The organism is Herbiconiux sp. UC225_62 (assembly GCF_042694625.1).
Classification (GTDB): domain Bacteria; phylum Actinomycetota; class Actinomycetes; order Actinomycetales; family Microbacteriaceae; genus Herbiconiux.
Window position 1 is genome coordinate 3354032 of sequence record NZ_CP170551.1, and the last position, 18605, is coordinate 3372636.

13 protein-coding genes are annotated in these 18605 nt (G+C 69.2%); 9 read left to right on the top strand and 4 right to left on the bottom strand.

Annotated elements, in window-relative coordinates; translation table 11 throughout:
* Positions 1-54: 54 nt before the first annotated feature.
* Entirely contained in the window at positions 55-564 is a 510-nt protein-coding gene (locus ACFJGU_RS16450; protein ID WP_382304778.1) for a hypothetical protein, read from the bottom strand.
* Positions 565-757: 193 nt separating this feature from the next.
* On the opposite strand from ACFJGU_RS16450, the gene moaA reads away from it, so the two are divergent.
* On the top strand, positions 758-1885 hold the full coding sequence (gene moaA, locus ACFJGU_RS16455; protein ID WP_382304780.1) for a GTP 3',8-cyclase MoaA: 1128 nt from the start codon (positions 758-760) through the stop codon (positions 1883-1885).
* Positions 1886-2140, top strand: coding sequence for a MoaD/ThiS family protein (locus ACFJGU_RS16460; RefSeq protein ID WP_382304782.1), 255 nt, complete (start codon positions 1886-1888; stop codon positions 2138-2140).
* A gap of 33 nt (positions 2141-2173) precedes the next feature.
* Here ACFJGU_RS16460 and moeB read toward each other — a convergent pair whose 3' ends face one another.
* Positions 2174-3415: a molybdopterin-synthase adenylyltransferase MoeB gene (moeB, locus tag ACFJGU_RS16465; RefSeq protein WP_382304784.1), complete on the bottom strand. Its 1242-nt coding sequence runs from the start codon at positions 3413-3415 to the stop codon at positions 2174-2176.
* 112 nt (positions 3416-3527) lie between these two features.
* On the opposite strand from moeB, the gene ACFJGU_RS16470 reads away from it, so the two are divergent.
* The 3 genes from ACFJGU_RS16470 (at position 3528) to ACFJGU_RS16480 (ending at position 8955) form a co-directional block, all read left to right on the top strand.
* Positions 3528-3884, top strand: a complete 357-nt coding sequence (locus tag ACFJGU_RS16470) for a VOC family protein (RefSeq protein ID WP_382304786.1) — start codon at positions 3528-3530, stop codon at positions 3882-3884.
* A 91-nt stretch (positions 3885-3975) separates the two neighbouring features.
* The gene (gene smc / locus ACFJGU_RS16475; RefSeq protein ID WP_382304788.1) at positions 3976-7680 is read left to right on the top strand and encodes a chromosome segregation protein SMC; all 3705 of its coding nucleotides are present in this window, start codon (positions 3976-3978) and stop codon (positions 7678-7680) included.
* Between the two features lie 54 nt (positions 7681-7734).
* On the top strand, positions 7735-8955 hold the full coding sequence (locus tag ACFJGU_RS16480) for a serine hydrolase domain-containing protein (protein ID WP_382304789.1): 1221 nt from the start codon (positions 7735-7737) through the stop codon (positions 8953-8955).
* Between the two features lie 83 nt (positions 8956-9038).
* Here the strand turns inward: ACFJGU_RS16480 and gndA are convergent, their stop codons facing one another.
* Entirely contained in the window at positions 9039-10496 is a 1458-nt protein-coding gene (gndA, locus tag ACFJGU_RS16485; protein WP_382304791.1) for an NADP-dependent phosphogluconate dehydrogenase, read from the bottom strand.
* Between the two features lie 212 nt (positions 10497-10708).
* On the opposite strand from gndA, the gene ACFJGU_RS16490 reads away from it, so the two are divergent.
* Complete coding sequence (locus ACFJGU_RS16490; RefSeq protein ID WP_382304793.1) at positions 10709-11332, top strand: 50S ribosomal protein L25/general stress protein Ctc; 624 nt, start codon at positions 10709-10711, stop codon at positions 11330-11332.
* Between the two features lie 39 nt (positions 11333-11371).
* The gene (gene pth / locus ACFJGU_RS16495; RefSeq protein ID WP_382304795.1) at positions 11372-11962 is read left to right on the top strand and encodes an aminoacyl-tRNA hydrolase; all 591 of its coding nucleotides are present in this window, start codon (positions 11372-11374) and stop codon (positions 11960-11962) included.
* Positions 11963-12019: 57 nt separating this feature from the next.
* Here pth and ACFJGU_RS16500 read toward each other — a convergent pair whose 3' ends face one another.
* A complete protein-coding gene (locus ACFJGU_RS16500) occupies positions 12020-12679 on the bottom strand; it encodes a hypothetical protein (protein WP_382304797.1) in 660 nt (219 codons plus the stop codon).
* Between the two features lie 108 nt (positions 12680-12787).
* On the opposite strand from ACFJGU_RS16500, the gene mfd reads away from it, so the two are divergent.
* Positions 12788-16423: a transcription-repair coupling factor gene (gene mfd / locus ACFJGU_RS16505; protein WP_382304799.1), complete on the top strand. Its 3636-nt coding sequence runs from the start codon at positions 12788-12790 to the stop codon at positions 16421-16423.
* Positions 16424-16541: 118 nt separating this feature from the next.
* Positions 16542-18590 (top strand): cell wall-binding repeat-containing protein, encoded by a 2049-nt coding sequence (locus ACFJGU_RS16510; RefSeq protein ID WP_382304801.1) that lies wholly within the window; start codon positions 16542-16544, stop codon positions 18588-18590.
* The last annotated feature ends 15 nt before the right edge of the window (positions 18591-18605 follow it).

The window sequence follows — 18605 nt, forward strand, 5'->3', positions numbered from 1 at the left end:
GCTGTCCGCACCACCGGTCGAGGGCCGGTGCGAGGCGTGCCACCGGACGGGCGATCAGTGCTCGCGGAGGGCCCGGAGCGGCACCGTGTCCACGCACGGGACGGCGAGCAGGTCGCCGACATGGATGTCTTCCGGCACCGGCACGACGACGGTCTGCTCGTCGCTCGAGACGCACTCCGCGACCACGCGACGCGCGGTCGAGACGCGCCCGACCAGGCGCGCTTCGCTCGGCACCGGATGCGCGTGGCCGAGATCGCCGTCGACGATCACGCGGAGAGGCCGGGTGCTCGCCGTCGGGTCCGCCGGCATCCGCTCCACGTCGAGGATGCGCACGACCACGACGCAGGCCTGCGCGGTGGGTGACGGTCGTCCGTGAGTGCCCGGCACGACGGCCGCCGCGGTGTGCACGCACGGAGTGCCGCAGAGCTCGACGAGCCGCAGCAGGGAGATTCCGGCGACGAGGACGTCGGTGGTGGTCGCGACGGTGTGCTCGGGCCACCGGTCGGCCGACAGCGGGTCGGGGATGCTGCGGCGGAGCGAGGGGATGATGGTGGTGAGGGTCATCGGCGGTGTCCGGAGGGGTGGCGTCCGGAGACGGTATGGCTGTGCATGACTCAGCTCTACGCCTGCCGGTCCCGGGAAGCGGCGCTCCTCACACGATCCTGGCGGCTCGACGGCGCTTCCGTACGGCACGCTGACGACGATCGCCCGTACGGCGCGCGGGCGGGTTCGCAGGCATGGCGCGTAGGCTTTCACCATGAGCGTCGTCCTGGGAATGCCGCAGCCGCGTCCCGCTGCCGGTTCGAACCGCCTCGTCGCGACGGGCGGGATCCGCCCGGCGGTCGCTCTGCCGGCCGAACGGCCCGACGCATCCGGTCTCGTCGATCGCTTCGGCCGCGAGGCCACCGACCTGCGCATCTCGCTCACCGACCGCTGCAACCTCCGCTGCACCTACTGCATGCCGGCCGAGGGTCTCCCGTTCCTGGCACCGCCGGCACTGATGTCGCTCGAGGAGATCACCCGCTTCGCCCGCATCGCGGTGACCGACTTCGGGGTGCGCCAGGTGCGCTTCACCGGGGGCGAGCCGCTGCTGCGCAAAGACCTGGTGGAGATCATCCGGTCGGTCGCGGCGCTCGAGCCCCGCCCCGAGATCTCGCTCACCACCAATGCGATCGGCCTCACCAGCCGGGCGACGGCGCTCGCCGAAGCGGGTCTGGACCGGATCAACGTGTCGCTCGACTCGATCCATCCGGAGACCTTCGCGAAGATCACCCGGCGACCGTTCCTCGATCGCGTGCTGTCGGGGATCGACGCCGTGCGAGCCGCCGGGCTGAAATCCACGAAGATCAATGCGGTGCTGATGCCGGGGATCAACGACCACCAGGCCGTCGAGCTGCTCGAGTGGGCACTGGCCGGCGGGCACCAGCTGCGCTTCATCGAGCAGATGCCGCTCGACGCCGACCACACCTGGGAGCGTGAGTCGATGATCACGGCCGCGCAGATCCGCGAGCGGCTGGCGGTGCGCTACCTCCTGAGCCCCGACGACGCACCCCGCGACGGCGCCCCCGCCGAACTCTTCCAGGTGCGGGAGCAGGCCGACGGACCGGATGGACCCATGCTCGGACTGGTCGGCATCATCGCCTCCGTGAGCGAGCCGTTCTGCGCGGATTGCCGTCGCACCCGGCTCACAGCCGAGGGCGCGGTCCGCAGCTGCCTCTTCTCGCACACCGAGACCGACCTGCTCGGGCCTCTGCGCGAGGGCGCCGCCGACGCCGAGCTCGCCGACCTCTGGCGGAGCGCGATGTGGGCCAAGCCGTCGGGCCACCACATGAACGAGGCCGGATTCGCCCAGCCCGACCGTCCGATGAGCGCGATCGGCGGCTGAGTGGGCATCCGCATCCGCTACTTCGCCGCGGCGAAGGCCGCCCTCGGCGTGGGCGAGGAACAAGCCGACGCCGCGGGCGCCACGATCGATGCACTGATGCGGGAGCTGGCCGCCGGAGCTCCGGATCCGGATACCGCAGCGGCGGTGCTCGACCGGTGCTCCTTCATCCTGAACCAGCACGCCACCACCGATCGCACCACCGTGCTGCGCGAGGGCGACGACCTCGACGTGCTCCCGCCCTTCGCCGGCGGCTGACCGACGAGTTCGGCCGGTCGCGGCGGCGCGACGCTAGTACCGGGGCTTCGTGGGCTCCACATCCGTGACCCAAGCGTCGATGCCGCCGCGCACGAACACCACGTCCTCCCACCCGTTCTGGCGAAGGGCCGCTGCCGCGCGCTGCGACCGCGCGTCGTGGTGGCAGTGCACGATCACCTTCTCCTGCGGCGGCAGGATCTCGCGGGCGGCGTCGCTGAGGATCTGACCGAGCGGCACCAGTTCGGCGCCGTCGATCGACACGAGTGCGTGTTCGTGCGGCTCCCGCACGTCGACGAGCACGAAATCGGCGTCGCCGCGCCCGCGGGCGTCGAGCAGATCCTTCAACTCCGTCGGCGAGATGGAGTCGAGCGGGGCGGGGGAGGCGGGTGAAGCGGATGCGTCGGTCACGGACTGCCTTTCGAAGAGCTTGGTCGCGGGGCCGGTTGCGCCCACTCCCTGGTTGGTAACGCTGTAGGGCTCGCCGATATTCGCGGCCTTGGCCCGCGGTGTCGCGTGCCCGAACGGCACCTCGCGCCAGGATGCGTCGAGCGCGTCGTGCACGAGCAGGCGACCGAGCAGGGGCTCGCCGTAGCCACCGAGCAGCTTGAGCGTCTCGGTGGCCATCACGGCGCCGAGGGCGGCGCAGACCGGACCGAGGACGCCGGCGACCGAGCAGGACTCGGCGGGGTCGGCATCCGGCTGCTCCGGGTAGAGGTCGTCGAGGGTGCGGTCGAGGCCGTCGGGGGCGGTGGCCCAGAACACGGTGACCTGCCCGTCGAAACGCAGCACCGACGCCCAGACGAGCGGTTTGCCCACCAGCGCGCAGGCGGCGTCGACGACGTACTGCACCTCGAAGTTGTCGGTTCCGTCGACGATCACGTCGTACTCGGAGACGAGTTCGAGCACGTTCGAGGTGGTGACCTCTTCGTCGTGCTCGATGACGTCGACGAGCGGATTGAGGGCACGCACCGCGGCCGCGGCGGAGGCGGTCTTGCGTTCACCGACCCGCGCATCCGTATGGATGGTCTGCCGTTGCAGGTTCGACACCTCGACGACGTCGTGATCGGCGATCCCGATGGTGCCGACGCCGGCAGCGGCGAGGTACTGCAGGACGGGGGAGCCGAGACCGCCCGCGCCGAGCACGAGCACGCGTGAATCCTTGAGACGTCGCTGGCCCTCCACGCCGAGGTGCGGGAGCGCGATCTGCCGGGCGTACCGCACCAGCTCCTCGCGGGTCAGTTCCGGGCCGGGGGAGACCAGTGCCTTCAGGGCCATCCGGGATTCCTTTCGCGTCCTCTCCAGCGTAAGGCTGTGGAGAACCCTCCCGGCGCCGCTCGTTCTCCACACCCCTTTCGAAGCGCAGCGGATGCCCCCTACCGTGGTCGGCATGACACTCACCTGGACCCAGATCGTGATCGACTCCGAGAACCCGCGAGACCTCGCCCATTGGTGGAGCGACGTGCTCGGCTGGCCCGTCACCTACGAGGCCGATGACGAGGAGGAGGTGGAGATCGCCCCGCACGCCGAGGCCCAGCCGTCGATCCTGTTCGTCCCGGTGCCGGAGAAGAAGTCGCTGAAGAACCGGCTTCACCTCGACTTCCGGCCCGACGACCAGGCCGCCGAGGTCGAACGGCTGCTGGCGGCCGGGGCGACCCGCGCCGATGTGGGGCAGGGCGACGACGTGAGCTGGGTGGTGCTCGCCGATCCCGAGGGCAACGAGTTCTGCGTGCTGCGGGCCCGATGAGGCCCCGATGCCCGTCATTGCACGGGATCGGGCGCGGGATTCGATACCGTAGTGCACACCGGAGGCGCGAAAGCGGGATGAGAGGCGGCGCGTGTACCTGAAGAGCTTGACCCTCAAGGGATTCAAGTCCTTCGCCAACCCCACCACCTTCGCGTTCGAGACGGGTGTGACCTGCGTGGTCGGCCCGAACGGCTCCGGCAAGAGCAACGTGGTCGACGCCCTGGCCTGGGTGATGGGCGAGCAGGGGGCCAAGACTCTCCGCGGCGGCAAGATGGAAGACGTCATCTTCGCCGGCACGAGCACCAAGGGTCCGCTCGGTCGAGCCGAGGTCACCCTCACCATCGACAACGCGGATGGCGCACTGCCGATCGAGTACTCCGAGGTCACGATCAGCCGCACGCTGTTCCGCAACGGCGGGAGCGAATACGCCATCAATGGCGACAGCTGCCGGCTGCTCGATGTGCAGGAACTCCTGTCTGACTCGGGGCTGGGCCGTGAGATGCACGTCATCGTGGGCCAGGGGCAGCTGGATGCCGTGCTGCACGCGACCCCCGAGGGGCGGCGCGGATTCATCGAGGAGGCCGCGGGCATCCTGAAGCACCGTCGTCGCAAGGAGAAGACGCAGCGCAAGCTCGAGGCGATGCAGGCGAACCTCACCCGGTTGAGCGACTTGGCGGGGGAGATCCGCCGGCAACTGAAGCCACTCGGCCGCCAGGCGGAGATCGCGAAGGAAGCCCAGTCGATCGCCGCGATCGTGCGCGATGCCCGGGCCCGGCTGCTGGCCGACGAGATCGTGGGCCTCCGAACGGCTCTGGATGCCCACTCCCGCAGCGAGAGCGAGCGGCACACCGAGCGCATCGTGCTGCAGGAGCGGCTCGAACAGAACCAGCTTCGCGTCAACCGGCTCGAGCAGGCCCAGGTCGGCGACGCCGTCGATCTGGCCCGCCGCACGAGTTTCGGGCTCGAGTCCGTGCAGGAGCGGCTGCGCAACCTCTACAACCTCGCCACCCAGAGGCTCGCCCTTCTCGGCAGCGAGGAGAGCGTTCCGGATGCCGGTCCGAGTGTCACGCCCTCCATGGTGAGCGACTCGAAGGCCGAGGTGGTCCGCCTGCAGGGCGAGGTCGCCGCGGCGCAGGCGGCGTGGGAGGCCGCGCAACTGGTCACCACCCGGGCTCGGAGTTCGCTCGACGCGCTCGATGAGCAGATCGCCTACCAGAGCTCCCTCGTGTCGAAGCACGACCTCGAGCTCTCGAAGCTCACCGGGCAGCTCGAGTCGGCCAACACCCGGCTGGCCACCGTGCGCGGCGAGGTGCTGCGGCAGCAGAACGCGCTCGATGCCGCAACGGCGCGACGCGAGACGGCGCAGGCCGACTTCGTCCGAGCCGAAGCCGAGGCGGCCGTCGGCGAGGTCGACGAGACCGACCTCGACGAGGCCTACGAATTCGCACAGTCGCAGGTGTTCGAGGCGGAGGCCGAGATCGAACGCCTCCGTGAAGAACTGCACACCCACGAGCGTGAGCGCGATGCACTCGCCGCCCGAACGAGTGCACTCACCATGGCCCTCGACCAGAAGGACGGTTCCGCCGAACTCGTCGCGGCCCGTCTCGACGGTGTGCGCGGGCTCGTGGCCGAGCACGTGAAGGTCACCCCGGGCTTCGAAGCGGCGATCGCCGCCGCGCTCGGCACGCTGGCCGACGCGGTGCTCGCGGACTCGGTGGAGTCGGCCGTGGCCGCTGCCAACGCCGCCGCCGAGGGCGACATGGGGCGGGTGGAATTGATCATCGCCGACGCCGCTCCAGGGGGCGGAGCGGGTGGCACCGCGCAGGCGGGCGGCACCGACGCATTCGCCGCCGTCGAGGGCGTCGTCCCCGCCACCTCGGTCGTCACCGCCCCCGGCGGGGTGCTCGGCATCCTGCAGTCCATGGTCATCGCCGACGACCTCGATGCCGCGCGCCGCGCCTGGGTGGCGCTCGAGCCATCGGCCGGGGCCGGTCTCACGGTCGTCACCCGCAGCGGCGAGGTGCTCACCCGCTTCATCCTGCGAGGCGGATCGGGAGCGACACGGTCGCGCATCGAGCTGGTGGCCGAACGCGACTCGGCTGCGATCTCGCTCGACGAAGAGAACTCCACGATCGAACGGGCTCGGTTCGCACTGGCCGAGCAGCGCGGCATCGCCCAGGTGGCCAAGGAACAGTCGCAGGCGGCCTTGTCGGCGCTGCGCGAATACGATGCCAAGCTCGCCGCGCGCACCGAGAAGCTCGGCCGGCTCAAAGCCCAGGTCGAGGCGAGCACGGGCGAGCTCGAACGCCTCCAGAAGGCGTTGCAGTTGGCTCAGGATGCAGTCGGCCAGGCAGAGCAAGCGGCCGACAAGGCGAGAGGCGACCTCGAAGCCGTGCGCGAGCGTCCCCGTCCGATCCTTGACGTCAGTTCGCGCGACGGTCTCTTGTCCGAGCTCGAAGCGGCGCGCGACCGCGAGGTCGAGGCGCGGCTGGGCGTCGAGACCGCTCGTGAGCGGGTACGCGCCGAGCAGGCCCGCACCGGCGCCCTCGAGAAGCAGCTCGACGCCGACCGCGCCGCCGCCGAAGCCGCAGCCCGCCGCGCGGTGATCCGCCGTCGGCAGATCGAAGCGGCGACCGACGTCGTCGAGTCGCTGCCCCCTGTGCTCGACTCGATCGACAGATCGGTCAGTGAGGCGAAGGTGCAACTGGCGCAGCGCGAGGCCGAGCGTGCCGAGCAGAACGAGGAGTTGCTGGCGCTCCGCCGTGACGAGGCCGGGCTCCGGGAGCGCCTCCAGGCGATCACCGAGAACGTCCACGGTCTCGAGTTGCAGATCTACGAGAAGAAGCTGCATCTGTCGAGTCTGCTCGAGCGCGTGGGGTCAGAGTTGGGCCTCATCGAAGAGGTGCTGGTCGCCGAGTACGGGCCCGATCAGCTGATTCCGGATGACAGCGAGGTCGTGCTCATCGACACGAGCGCCGCGGCGGTGGCTGCAGCGACGGCGGAGCTGGACGAGACGGACGACGACGACGCAGTCGGCGACGACGGGGCTTGTGCCGCGGAGCGGGAGCGGGAGGAGGAGCAGGATCAAGAACAGACCCAGGAGCGGCGCGTAGCACCTACCGGTCGCCCCTTCGTGCGCACGGAGCAGCAGCAGCGCCTCGCGAAGGCGGAGCGCAAGCTCGCCGAACTCGGCCGGGTCAACCCGCTCGCCCTCGAAGAGTTCGACGCGCTCGAACAGCGGCACAAGTTCCTCACCGAGCAGCTCACCGACCTCACGAACACCCGCAAAGACCTCCTGACGATCATCGAAGAGATCGACGACCGGATGCAGACCATCTTCGAGAGCGCGTTCGCCGACACCAAGGAAGCGTTCACGCAGGTGTTCCCGATCCTGTTCCCGGGCGGAACGGGCTCGATCCATCTCACCGATCCGGGCAACATGCTCACCACGGGCATCGAGGTCTCGGTGAAGCCCGCGGGCAAGAAGATCGAGCGGCTGTCGCTGCTCTCAGGCGGGGAGCGCTCGCTCGCCGCGGTGGCTTTGCTGATCGCGATCTTCAAGGCCCGCCCCAGCCCGTTCTACATCATGGACGAGGTGGAGGCGGCCCTCGACGACGCGAACCTCGGGCGTCTGCTGACGATCTTCGAAGACCTCCGGCAGACCTCCCAACTCATCGTCATCACCCACCAGAAGCGCACGATGGAGATCGCGGACGCCCTCTACGGCGTCTCGATGCGCCAAGACGGCGTCTCAGCCGTGGTCGGTCAGCGAGTCAAGGCCGAAGAACCCGCCTAGCCGAACGCTCCCGATCATCGGCAGCGGGTCGACAGCGGGTGGAGACTGTGAAGCATGTCCACTTTCGACCACGTCCGGAAGTCGCTCGAGCGCACCGTGGCCGGCGGGTACGCGCCCGGCATCGTCGCCGGCGTCCGCTTCCGGGGCGAGACCGAGTACTTCGCGACCGGAAGCCAGGCGTTCGGCCGCGACTCGCCGCCGATGACTCCCGCCACTCCGTTCCGTGTGGCGTCGCTCGGCAAGCTCGTCGCCGGTGCGCTCTCCACGATGCTCCTCGATGAAGGGGTGTTCGCGCTCGACGACCCGATCGACACCTGGCTGCCGGAGTTCGCCGAGCCGCGTGTTCTCGAGCGTCCCGATGCCCGTCTCGACGAGACCGTGCCGTCCGACCGGCCCATCGTCGTGCGCGACCTGCTCTCGATGACGGCGGGGTTCGCCTTCCCCTTCCCCGAGACCGCCCTCACCCGGGCGATGGCCGAGGCGGGAGTCGCCACCGGCCCGGTGCCGGCTCAACTGACGCCGGACGAGTTCGCCGCTCGACTCGGCGCGCTGCCGTTGGCACGCCGGCCCGGCGACCGCTTCGCCTACGACACGGCGGCCGACGTGCTCTCGATCCTGCTCGCACGGGCAACGGGCGGCACGCTCGGCGACCTCGTACGCACTCGCATCGTCGATCCACTGGGTCTGGAGAGCACGGCGTTCTTCGTGCCCGGCCCGATCCCGACGCCCTACCGCCTGCGAGAAGGGGAGCCGCGGAGCGGCATCGAAGACCCGACCCTGCCGCTCGACCTCGAGGTCGCCGACGGCCTGGTGACGGCGTTCTCGCATCCGCCCCTCATGGAGTCACTACGCGGCGGACTCGTCTCGAGCGTGCCCGACTTCCTCCGATTCCTCACCGCGATCGACGACGACGAACTCCTCACCCGCGATCAGCGCATCCGGATGACGAGCGACCACCTCACGGACGACCAGCGGATCGGACTCGACGACCTGGGCGGCGCCGGCTACGGCTGGGGCTGGCAGACCGGCGTCGACCTGCTTCCGCGACCGGGGGCGAGCATCGACGGCGACGCCTTCCGCGCGGTCGCACTGGCCGAGGAGCCGTGGCGCTCGCCCGGCCGCTGGGGCTGGGCCGGCGGCACCGGCACGAGCGCCTACGTCGACCCCGACCGCGACCTGGTCGCCGCCGTCTTCACCCAGCACCAACTGGGAGCCCCCACCGACGATTTCGCCTTCTTCTGGCGCCCCCTCATCGAGACAAGGAAACAGGCGTAAAGAAATTGCCCCCAAACGTCCTAAATCCCGCAGGGAAGGACGTTTGGGGGCAAGAACTAGGGGTGAAAACCCAGGGGTGAAACCTAGTGGGTGGACGGCTCCGTCGCGATCTCGGTGCGGTCGCCCGACCACAGGGTGTGGAACACGCCCTCTTCGTCGACGCGCTTGTAGGTGTGGGCGCCGAAGAAGTCGCGCTGTCCCTGCACGAGCGCGGCCGGGAGGCGCTTCGAGGCGAGCGAGTCGTAGTACGACAGTGCCGATCCGAATCCGGGAACCGGGACGCCTGAGAGTGCGGCGGTCGAGACCACACGGCGCCACGCCTCCTCGCCCGACGCGACGGCGGAGGCGAAGTACGGGTCTTCGAGCAGCGAGGTGATGTCGGGGTTGTTCTGGTACGCCTCGACGATGCGGTTGAGGAACTGGGCGCGGATGATGCACCCGGCCCGCCAGATCTTCGCGACGGCGCCCTTGTCGATGTCCCAGCCGTACTGCTTGGCGCCGGCGATGATCTCGTCGAAGCCCTGCGCGTACGCCACCACCTTCGACGCGTACAGCGCGGCGCGGATGTCGTCGGCGAAGGTGTCGACATCCACCTCCACCACGGAAGGCCGTGAGGTGATGGTGGCCTGCACGGCCGAACGCTGCTCGGGGTGCGACGACACCGAGCGGGCGAACACGGCTTCGGCGATGCCGCCGACCGGGGTGCCGAGGTCGAGGGCGTTCTGCACCGTCCACGCGCCGGTGCCCTTGGCGCCGGCCTGGTCGAGCACGATGTCGACGAAGGGCTTGCCGGTCTTCGCGTCGACCTGCTTCAGCACCTCCGCGGTGATCTCGATCAGGTACGACTCGAGGTCGCCGGAGTTCCAGGCGGTGAACACCTCGGCCAGCTCGGCCGGCTCGCGCTTGGTGATGGTGCGGAGCAGGTCGTACGCCTCGGCGATGAGCTGCATGTCGGCGTACTCGATGCCGTTGTGCACCATCTTCACGAAGTGTCCGGCACCGTCGGTACCGATGTGGGTCACGCAGGGCTCGCCCTCGGCGACCGCGGCGATCGACGCGAGGATCGGACCGAGCGTCTTGTAGGCCTCGGCGGTTCCGCCGGGCATGATCGAGGGGCCGTTCAGCGCACCTTCCTCGCCGCCCGAGATGCCGGTGCCGACGAAGTGGATGCCCTTGGCCGAGACATCCTTCTCCCGACGGATCGTGTCGTGGAAGTTCGCGTTGCCACCGTCGACGATGATGTCGCCCGGCTCGAACCGCTCCGCGAGCTCGGAGATGACGGCATCCGTTCCCGCGCCCGCCTGCACCATGATGATCGCGGTACGCGGCTTCGCGAGCGACGCCACGAAGTCGTCGACCGACTCCGACGCGACGAAACCGGCCTCGGGATGCTCCGACGTCAACTTCCGGGTGCGCTCGGGGCTGCGGTTGTAGATCGCGACCGTGTTGCCCTCACGGCTGGCGAGGTTGCGGGCGAGATTCGAGCCCATCACCGCCATTCCGACGACTCCGATGTTGGCGGTTCCAGCAGGCGTAGACATGGCTGATGCTCCTCGTAGAGTTGGATGCCTCCAGCGTAGTAGAGCGGATGCGCTAGGCTAGGCCACTGAACTTCGGCGAGGGATGCACGCCCCAGCGCGCGCATCCGTTATCGACGCGGTGGATTTGGCTTAGCACGTCTTTCCTCTCGCTTCATGCGGTCGAGTTGAACACATACGAGTGCGAGCTGAATCGGCTCGCGAAGGAGCACATCATGGCAGACGACACCCGCGTTTCCGCGGAAACCCGCACCACCTTCGGCAAGGGCGCTGCGCGCCGCATCCGCGCCGCCGGCAAGATCCCCGCCGTGATCTACGGCCACGGCACCGAGCCCCAGCACGTGACCCTCCCGGGCCACCAGGTCGGCCTCATCCTGCGCAAGGCGAACGCCGTGCTCGAACTCGACATCGAGGGCAAGGAGCAGCTCGCCCTGGTCAAGGACGTGCAGAAGGACCCCGTGCTCCAGATCATCGAGCACATCGACCTCATCGTCGTCCGCAAGGGCGAGAAGGTCCAGGTCGAGGTCCCGATCCACCTCGAGGGCGAGTCCTACTCGGGCACCATCGCCACGCAGGACGCGTCGACCATCCTGGTCGAGGTCGAGGCCACGAACATCCCCGAGCGCATCGTCGTCTCCATCGAGGGCCTCGAAGAAGGCACCCTCATCCACGCGAAGGACGTCGAGCTGCCCAAGGGTTCGACCCTCATCAGCGACGAGGACCTCGTCATCGTCGGCATCACCGTGCCGGCCGCGGTCGAGAGCGAAGAGAACGCCGCCACCGAGGGCGAGTCGGAGTCGGCCGAGGCCGAGTCCGCGTCCGACGAGAGCGCCGAGTAGTCCCTCCGCTCCGAACCGCATTCGAGAACCTCTGACGACGTGAGCACGGATCTCTGGCTCGTGGTCGGGCTCGGCAACCCCGGGCCCGGCTACGCCGCCAACCGTCACAACGTGGGGCAGATGGTCGTCGCCGAGTTGGCGAAACGGATGCGCGCGACCTTCACGTCGCACAAGGCCAACGCGGTCGTGGCCGAGGGCCGGGTCGTCCCCGGTGGGCCACGGTTCGTGCTGGCGAAGGCCAACACCTACATGAACGTGTCGGGCGGGCCCGTCAACGCGCTGATGAAGTACTACGACATCCCGCCCGACCACGTCATCGTGGTGCACGACGAGCTCGACATCCCCTTCGACACCCTGAAGCTCAAGGCCGGGGGCGGACACGGGGGCCACAACGGCCTACGCGACATCATCGGCGCCTCCGGCAGTGCCGACTTCATCCGGGTGCGCGTCGGCATCGGCCGCCCACCCGGAAGGCAGCAGGCCGCCGACTTCGTGCTGCAGAACTTCTCCTCCACCGAGCGGGAGACGCTGCCGAACCTCATCGTCGACGCCGCCGACGCGGTCGAACTGATCGCGTCGGAAGGCCTGACGGCGGCGCAGCTCAAGGTGCACACCGCGCCGCCGGCCTGAGGCCGTCCCGTCTCCCGACCTGGCCTCAGCCCTGGAGGAGCTCAGCCCTGGCGCCGCTCAGCCCTGAAGCAGTGCCGGCGCGGCCGCGAACAGCACCGCGTAGAACACGATGACGCTCACGATCGGTGCGAGCACGCTGGCGACGATCGCAAGCACGCCGAACGCGCGACCGCGGTTGGTGGCGGTCGCGACGATGCCCTGCACCAGCGCCCAGAGACCGATGACGGCGCAGAACAGGATCGTCGCGAACATTCCCACGAACGCGCCCGAGGCGGCGGTCAGCTGGTCGGCGGGGATGTCGGAGACGTCGATCGTGCCGTCGGCGTAGTAGCTCATGAGGGGCGCGACGCCCTGAGCCACCAGGCCGCTGAAGATCGGCGAGCCGATGAGTGCCACGAGCCCGGCCACGAAGGCGATGATGCCCAGGGTCTTCGGGCGGGGAGGCGCGCCGAGGAGTGGACCGGGGTAGCCGCTTCCGGGAACGCCGCTGCCGAGCGGGCTCTGGTAGCCCGTGTACTGCGGAGCCTGCGGGGGCGCGCCGTAGGGTGCCGGGGGATTGGACCCGTACGGCGGAACCGGCGGCGTCGGCGCGACGGGCGGCACGGCGGTGGGAGCCGGTGATCCGGAAGCCGGAGTCGGTGCGTACTCGCCGAAGCGCGGCCGTTCGCGCTCGGGTGGCGTGCCGGGGGTGGAGTCGTCGGGGGGAGTGCTGGTCACGGTGTCCTCGGGTTCGGTCGTGCTGTTCGCTACGGGCAGCGGTGTCGCCCAGACTCTACTCGCCGCCCGGCGACGAGTGTGTCGGTGGCCCCGCGTAACATTGCCCGAGTGATGCTTCAGGGTTTGATCGATGCGCTTTCGCGCGCCTCCACGTTCGAGAAAGCCCTGGCCGAGGCCGGGCGGAACGCCGATTTCTCGCTGCCGGAGGGCCTGCGCGCACCCTTGCTGGCGGCGATGCTGCGTCGCCGCGTCGAGCGCGGCATCCCCGAGGCGCTGATGGTCGTCACCGCCACGGGCCGCGAGTCGGAGAAGCTGCGCGAGTCGCTCGCGAGCTTCCTGCCGGAGGCCCAGATCGTCGAGTTCCCGGCCTGGGAGACGCTTCCGCACGAGCGGCTGAGCCCGAGCGCCGAGATCGTGGGCAAGCGCATCGATGCCCTCCGCCGTCTGGTCGAATGGCAACGGGCGACGGATGCCGCGGCCGCCGACCCCGGCAACGCCGAGGTTCCGGCGCCGATCGTCGTCGTCGCCTCCGTTCGCGCCGCCCTGCAGCCCATCGCGTCCAACCTCACCGAGCTCGAGCCCATCGAACTCGTCCGCGGAGGCCGTGGCTTCGATCTGTCGGCGCTCAGCGGTCAGCTGGTCGAGCTCGCCTACTCGCGGGTCGACATGGTCACCCGGCGCGGCGAGTACGCGGTGCGCGGCGGCATCCTCGACGTCTTCCCGCCCATCGCCGAGCATCCGTTCCGGGTCGATTTCTTCGGCGACGAGGTGGAGGAGATCCGCGCCTTCTCGGTCGCCGACCAACGTTCTCTGCCCGACGCCGTCGAGGGCGTGAGCCTGCCGCCCAGCCGGGAGCTGCTGCTGAGCGATGCTGTTCGGCAACGCGCCCGGGAGATGCAGCACGAGTTCCCGAGCCTCGCGGGCATGCTCGAGAAGATCTCGGCCGGCATCCCGGTCGAGGGCATGGAATCGCTGGCTCCCGCCCTGCTCGACGAGCTCGTGACCGTGGCGCACTACCTGCCGGCCGGAGCGGCCATCGCCGTGGTGTCGCCCGAGCGGGTCGCGACCCGGGCCGTGAACCTCTCGGAGACGAACCGCGAGTTCCTGGCCGCCGCCTGGACCGCCGCCACCGCGGGCGCCGAGGCGCCGATCGACCTGGAGTCGGGGGAGTTCATCACCCTCAACCAGCTGCGTGAGGCGGCGGGCACCGGACGCGCGTGGTGGACGCTCAGCGAGTTCCAGCAGGGGCCGGCGGAGGAGGACATCCTCCCCGAGCACCGCGAGATCGAGGAGCACCTCACCATCCGCATCGCCGCCGACACGGTGCCGAGCTTCTCCGGCAACGCCGACGGGGCGATCGAGCACGTGGCGCGCCGGCTCGCCGACGACTGGACGGTGGTGGTCGTGGCCCAGGGGCAGGGCCTCGTGGAGCGCGCGGCCGACGTGTTGGCCGAACGCGAGATCCCCGCTCGCATGGTCGACGACTTCCCGGCCGACGCCGAACCGCGGATGGCCTACCTCATCCGCAGCGCGGTGGAGCACGGCTTCGAGCTGCCGGAACTCAAGCTCGCTCTGATCGGCGAGACGGAGTTCTATGGCCGCACCGCGGGCTATGACACGCGCCAGGTGAAGAAACTCGCGAGCCGCCGCAAGAACGTGGTGGACCCGCTGCAGCTCAAGACCGGCGACTTCGTGGTGCATCAGACCCACGGCATCGGCAAGTTCCTCGAACTCACCCAGCGCGAGGTGTCGTCGGGTGGTCGCAACGCGGTGAAGACCACCCGCGAATACCTCGTCATCGAGTATGCGCCGTCCAAGCGCGGCTACCCGGGCGACAAGCTCTACGTGCCCACCGATCAGCTCGATCTGCTGAGCCGGTACGTGGGCGGCGAGGCGCCGGCGCTCAGCAAGATGGGGGGCAGCGACTGGGCCCAGGCCAAGGGCAAAGCCCGCAAGGCGGTGCGTGACATCGCGGTGGAGCTGGTGAAGCTCTACTCGGCGCGGATGGCGTCGAAGGGCTACGCCTTCGGTCCCGACACCCCGTGGCAGCACGAGCTGGAGGAGGCGTTCCCGTTCCAGGAGACGCCCGACCAGCTCACCGTGATCGACGAGGTGAAGGCCGACATGGAGCGGCCCATCCCGATGGACCGGCTGTTGAGCGGCGACGTGGGTTTCGGCAAGACCGAGATCGCGGTGCGCGCGGCGTTCAAGGCGGTGCAGGACGGCAAGCAGGTCGCCATGCTCGTGCCCACGACTCTGCTCGTGCGCCAGCACCTCGAGACCTTCCAGGAGCGGTTCGCCGGGTTCCCCGTGCACCTCAAGGCGCTCAGCCGGTTCCAGACCGAGAAGGAGTCGCGCGAGACCATCAAGGGTCTCGCCGACGGCACCGTCGACGTCGTCATCGCGACCCATCGCATCCTGGCCGACAACATCGCTTTCAAAGACCTGGGGCTCCTCATCATCGACGAGGAGCAGCGCTTCGGCGTCGAGCACAAAGACCAGCTGAAGAAGCTCAAGACGAACGTCGACATCCTCGCGATGAGCGCGACGCCGATCCCGCGCACGCTGGAGATGGCGGTGACCGGCATCCGCGAGATGTCGACGCTGGCCACGCCGCCCGAGGACCGGCATCCGATCCTCACGTTCGTGGGGCCGTACTCCGACAAGCAGGTGGGTGCCGCCATCCGGCGCGAGCTGCTGCGTGAGGGGCAGGTGTTCTTCGTGCACAACCGGGTGTCGTCGATCAACCGCGTGGCCGCGCAGATCGCCGAGCTCGTGCCCGAGGCGCGCGTGGCGGTGGCCCACGGGCAGATGAACGAGCATGTTCTCGAGCAGGTGATCGTCGACTTCTGGGAGCGCAAGTTCGACGTGCTCGTGTCGACCACGATCATCGAGACCGGCATCGACATCGCCAACGCGAACACGCTGATCGTCGACCGGGCCGACAAGTACGGGCTCAGCCAGCTGCACCAGTTGCGCGGGCGCGTGGGTCGAGGGCGGGAAAGGGCGTACGCGTATCTGCTCTTCGACGAGCACAAGCCGCTGTCGGAGACGGCGAACGATCGCCTCTCGACGCTGGCCGCCAACAACGAGCTGGGTTCGGGCATCCAGGTGGCGCTGAAAGACCTCGAGATCCGAGGCGCCGGCAACCTGCTCGGCGGCGAGCAGGCGGGGCACATCGCGGGGGTCGGCTTCGACCTGTATCTGCGGATGATCGGCGAGGCCGTCTCGACGTTCCGCGGCGACGTCGCCGAGGGGCAGACCGAGCTGCGGCTCGAACTGCCGGTGGATGCGCACATCCCGGAGGACTACGTCGACAGCGAGCGGTTGCGGCTCGAGGCCTATCAGAAGCTCTCGACGGCCAGCGCTCCGACGGCTTCCGACGACTCGATCGATCGCGTGATCGAGGAGCTGACCGATCGCTACGGTGAGCCGCCGGTGCAGGTGTCGAACCTCATCGCCGTGTCGCGACTGCGTCGCCAGGCGCAGAAGGCCGGGCTCAGCGAGGTGGTGACCATGGGGTCGAACCTGCGCGTGGCGACGGCCGAGCTCGCCGACTCGATCCAGGTGCGCCTGCAGCGGATGTACCCGGGCGCGAAGTACTTCGCCCAGACCGCCGCGGTCTCGGTGCCGATGCCCGTCGTCGACGGCAAGCCCCTGCCCGACGCCGAGCTCATCGCCTGGACCCAGGGCCTCCTCGACGCCATCTTCCCGCCCGCCAAGGTGGCCGCACCCGCCACCTGAGCGTGACGCGAACGAGCGGTCTCGATATGTCCCTTTTCGGCCCGGTAAGGGTGCTATAAACGACCGAGGGCGACACGTGTCGAGGTGACCGCTGGGCCCGGTCGAGAGGGAGACCAGCATGGGGGCACGACTGGGCGACGCACGGGGACGGGTCTTGCCGCGGACGGCGGCGGCGGTGTCGTGCATCGTCGCGGCGATGGCGTTTGTGCTCAGCGGTGCGTCGGCGCCTGTCTCGGCCGATGTACCCGATCCGCTGGCTCCTGTGGCACCTGTGGCGACGACCGTCGGGCCGACGAACGAAGAGCCTCCTTCGCCATTCGACGAAGTGCCCCCGCGTGCGCCGGCGAATGAACCGGTCGAGGCGCACCTCGATCCGTCCGCTGCACAGGTCACTGACCCACCTGCCGCCGCCCTGTCTGCCGACTCCTCGACGCCGATCGCCGTCGGTGCGCCCTGGTATCAGATGCTCGATGCCCGCTGGACGTGGGAAAACGCGGAGCCGCTGCCCTCGACGACACGGCTCCTTTCCGTGACGATTCCTCCCGAACTCTTCGACTTCGAGTCGACGATCACGGCGGAGATCGTCGGCGCCCAGCGTGACCCGGTCTCAGTGGTCTCGGCCGACGCCACGACACGCGTCGTGACGGTCAGCATCCCGGAGGGTTATCTCGCCACTGCCGCGCCGAGTATGACGTCCGGGTCGCCGAGGTTCTCTCTGGCCCTGTCGACCACAAGACCTCAGCCCGACGGAGTCGTTGCCGCACCGTACGCGGTGAGCGGCGACCGACTGAGCAACTCCTCGTTATGGCGCGGGTACTTCTCCCGCGGTTACGTCTCCATCGGCTTCGATCCCGGCCCTCCCGGCGCCACTGAGCACGCGCGCACGGTGGAGAGGGATGGTGCGCTCCGCTACGACTACCGCAGGTCGTACTGGATTCCGTCCGGTTCAGGTATCGCCGTCACCGGTGGCGAATCGATTACCGTTACTGGGGCGCCCGCATTGACCAGGACGGTGGCGCTCGACATCCTCATGAACGGTTGGCACGCGATCACCGACTGGAGCGCGACGCCTCTCGGCGCGGACATCGCGTTCCAGGTCCCCGATCGCGCCGAGGTCGAGCGTCTCCCGGGTGAACCGCTCAGCCTCACTGCTTCGTATCTCGATGGGACAGACCGGGTCAATGTCGGACTCGGGGTCACGTATGTGCGTGACGCGTCTGCCGGTCCAGGGGAGACCACGAGGGTGGCCGGGGATGACCGTTATTTCGGCGCGATCGGGATCAGTCAACAGGTCTTCGCGGATCGGATGTGGGCGGATCCCACGGTCCTGGTGACCTCCGGGGAGAAGTTCGCGGACTCGCTCAGTGCCGCCGCCGCAACCGCGCACATCGGCGGTTCCCTCCTCCTCGCACCTCCAGGCAGCGCCGATGACGTCGGTTGGTACGACCGATCAATCGGCTATGAGGCGTGGCGGGTCGGGGCCCCCGGCCTCGTCACCGTCGGCGGCGCAGCTTCCGTGGCTGACGAGAACGGCGCGCGGATTGCCGAGTCCGCTCTCCTGCCTGTGCCTGAGCGTGTCGGCGGGCAGGACCGGTTCGAAGTGTCGCGCAACACGGCGCTCCGTTTCTGGCCCACCGGCGCGTCGACTGTATTCGTCGCGACGGGGTTGACCTTCCCCGACGCCCTCTCCGCGGTGCCTGCAGCCGCATCGCAGCAAGCACCGGTTCTGCTTGTTCCCGGCACGCAGAAGTCCGTCGACGAGAGCACCCTGTCCACGCTCGCCTCGCTCAAGACGCAACGCATCGTGATCGTGGGCGGACCGGCATCGGTGTCGCCCGAAATCGAGAAGCAGCTCGCCGCAGCGGTCTCCGGCGGTGTCGAACGCGTCAGCGGGGCAGATCGGTACGAGGTGTCGACGGCAGTGAACACAAAGTTCTTCCCGGCGGCGAAGGAGGCATTCGTAGCGACCGGGATGACGTTCCCGGACGCGCTGACCGGCGGCGTGCTCGCCGCATCGAGGAAGGCGCCGCTCCTGCTGGTGCGCCCCGACTGCGTGCCGAAGTCGGCGCATGAGGCGTTGACTCGGTGGGGTGTGTCGCGTACGACGCTGCTCGGCGGACGCGCGAGTCTCGGTGAGGCGGTCGAGAATCTGGTGCCCTGCCGCTGATCGTTCTCAATCACA

What these genes read in the sequence shown, in the direction of transcription:
- moaA (WP_382304780.1), top strand. Translation starts at nt 758, where the DNA reads ATGAGCGTCGTCCTGGGAATGCCGCAGCCGCGTCCCGCTGCCGGTTCG.
- ACFJGU_RS16490 (WP_382304793.1), top strand. Translation starts at nt 10,709, where the DNA reads ATGGCAGACGACACCCGCGTTTCCGCGGAAACCCGCACCACCTTCGGC.
- ACFJGU_RS16510 (WP_382304801.1), top strand. Translation starts at nt 16,542, where the DNA reads ATGGGGGCACGACTGGGCGACGCACGGGGACGGGTCTTGCCGCGGACG.
- moeB (WP_382304784.1), bottom strand. Translation starts at nt 3,415, where the DNA reads ATGGCCCTGAAGGCACTGGTCTCCCCCGGCCCGGAACTGACCCGCGAG.
- ACFJGU_RS16480 (WP_382304789.1), top strand. Translation starts at nt 7,735, where the DNA reads ATGTCCACTTTCGACCACGTCCGGAAGTCGCTCGAGCGCACCGTGGCC.
- gndA (WP_382304791.1), bottom strand. Translation starts at nt 10,496, where the DNA reads ATGTCTACGCCTGCTGGAACCGCCAACATCGGAGTCGTCGGAATGGCG.
- ACFJGU_RS16470 (WP_382304786.1), top strand. Translation starts at nt 3,528, where the DNA reads ATGACACTCACCTGGACCCAGATCGTGATCGACTCCGAGAACCCGCGA.
- ACFJGU_RS16450 (WP_382304778.1), bottom strand. Translation starts at nt 564, where the DNA reads ATGACCCTCACCACCATCATCCCCTCGCTCCGCCGCAGCATCCCCGAC.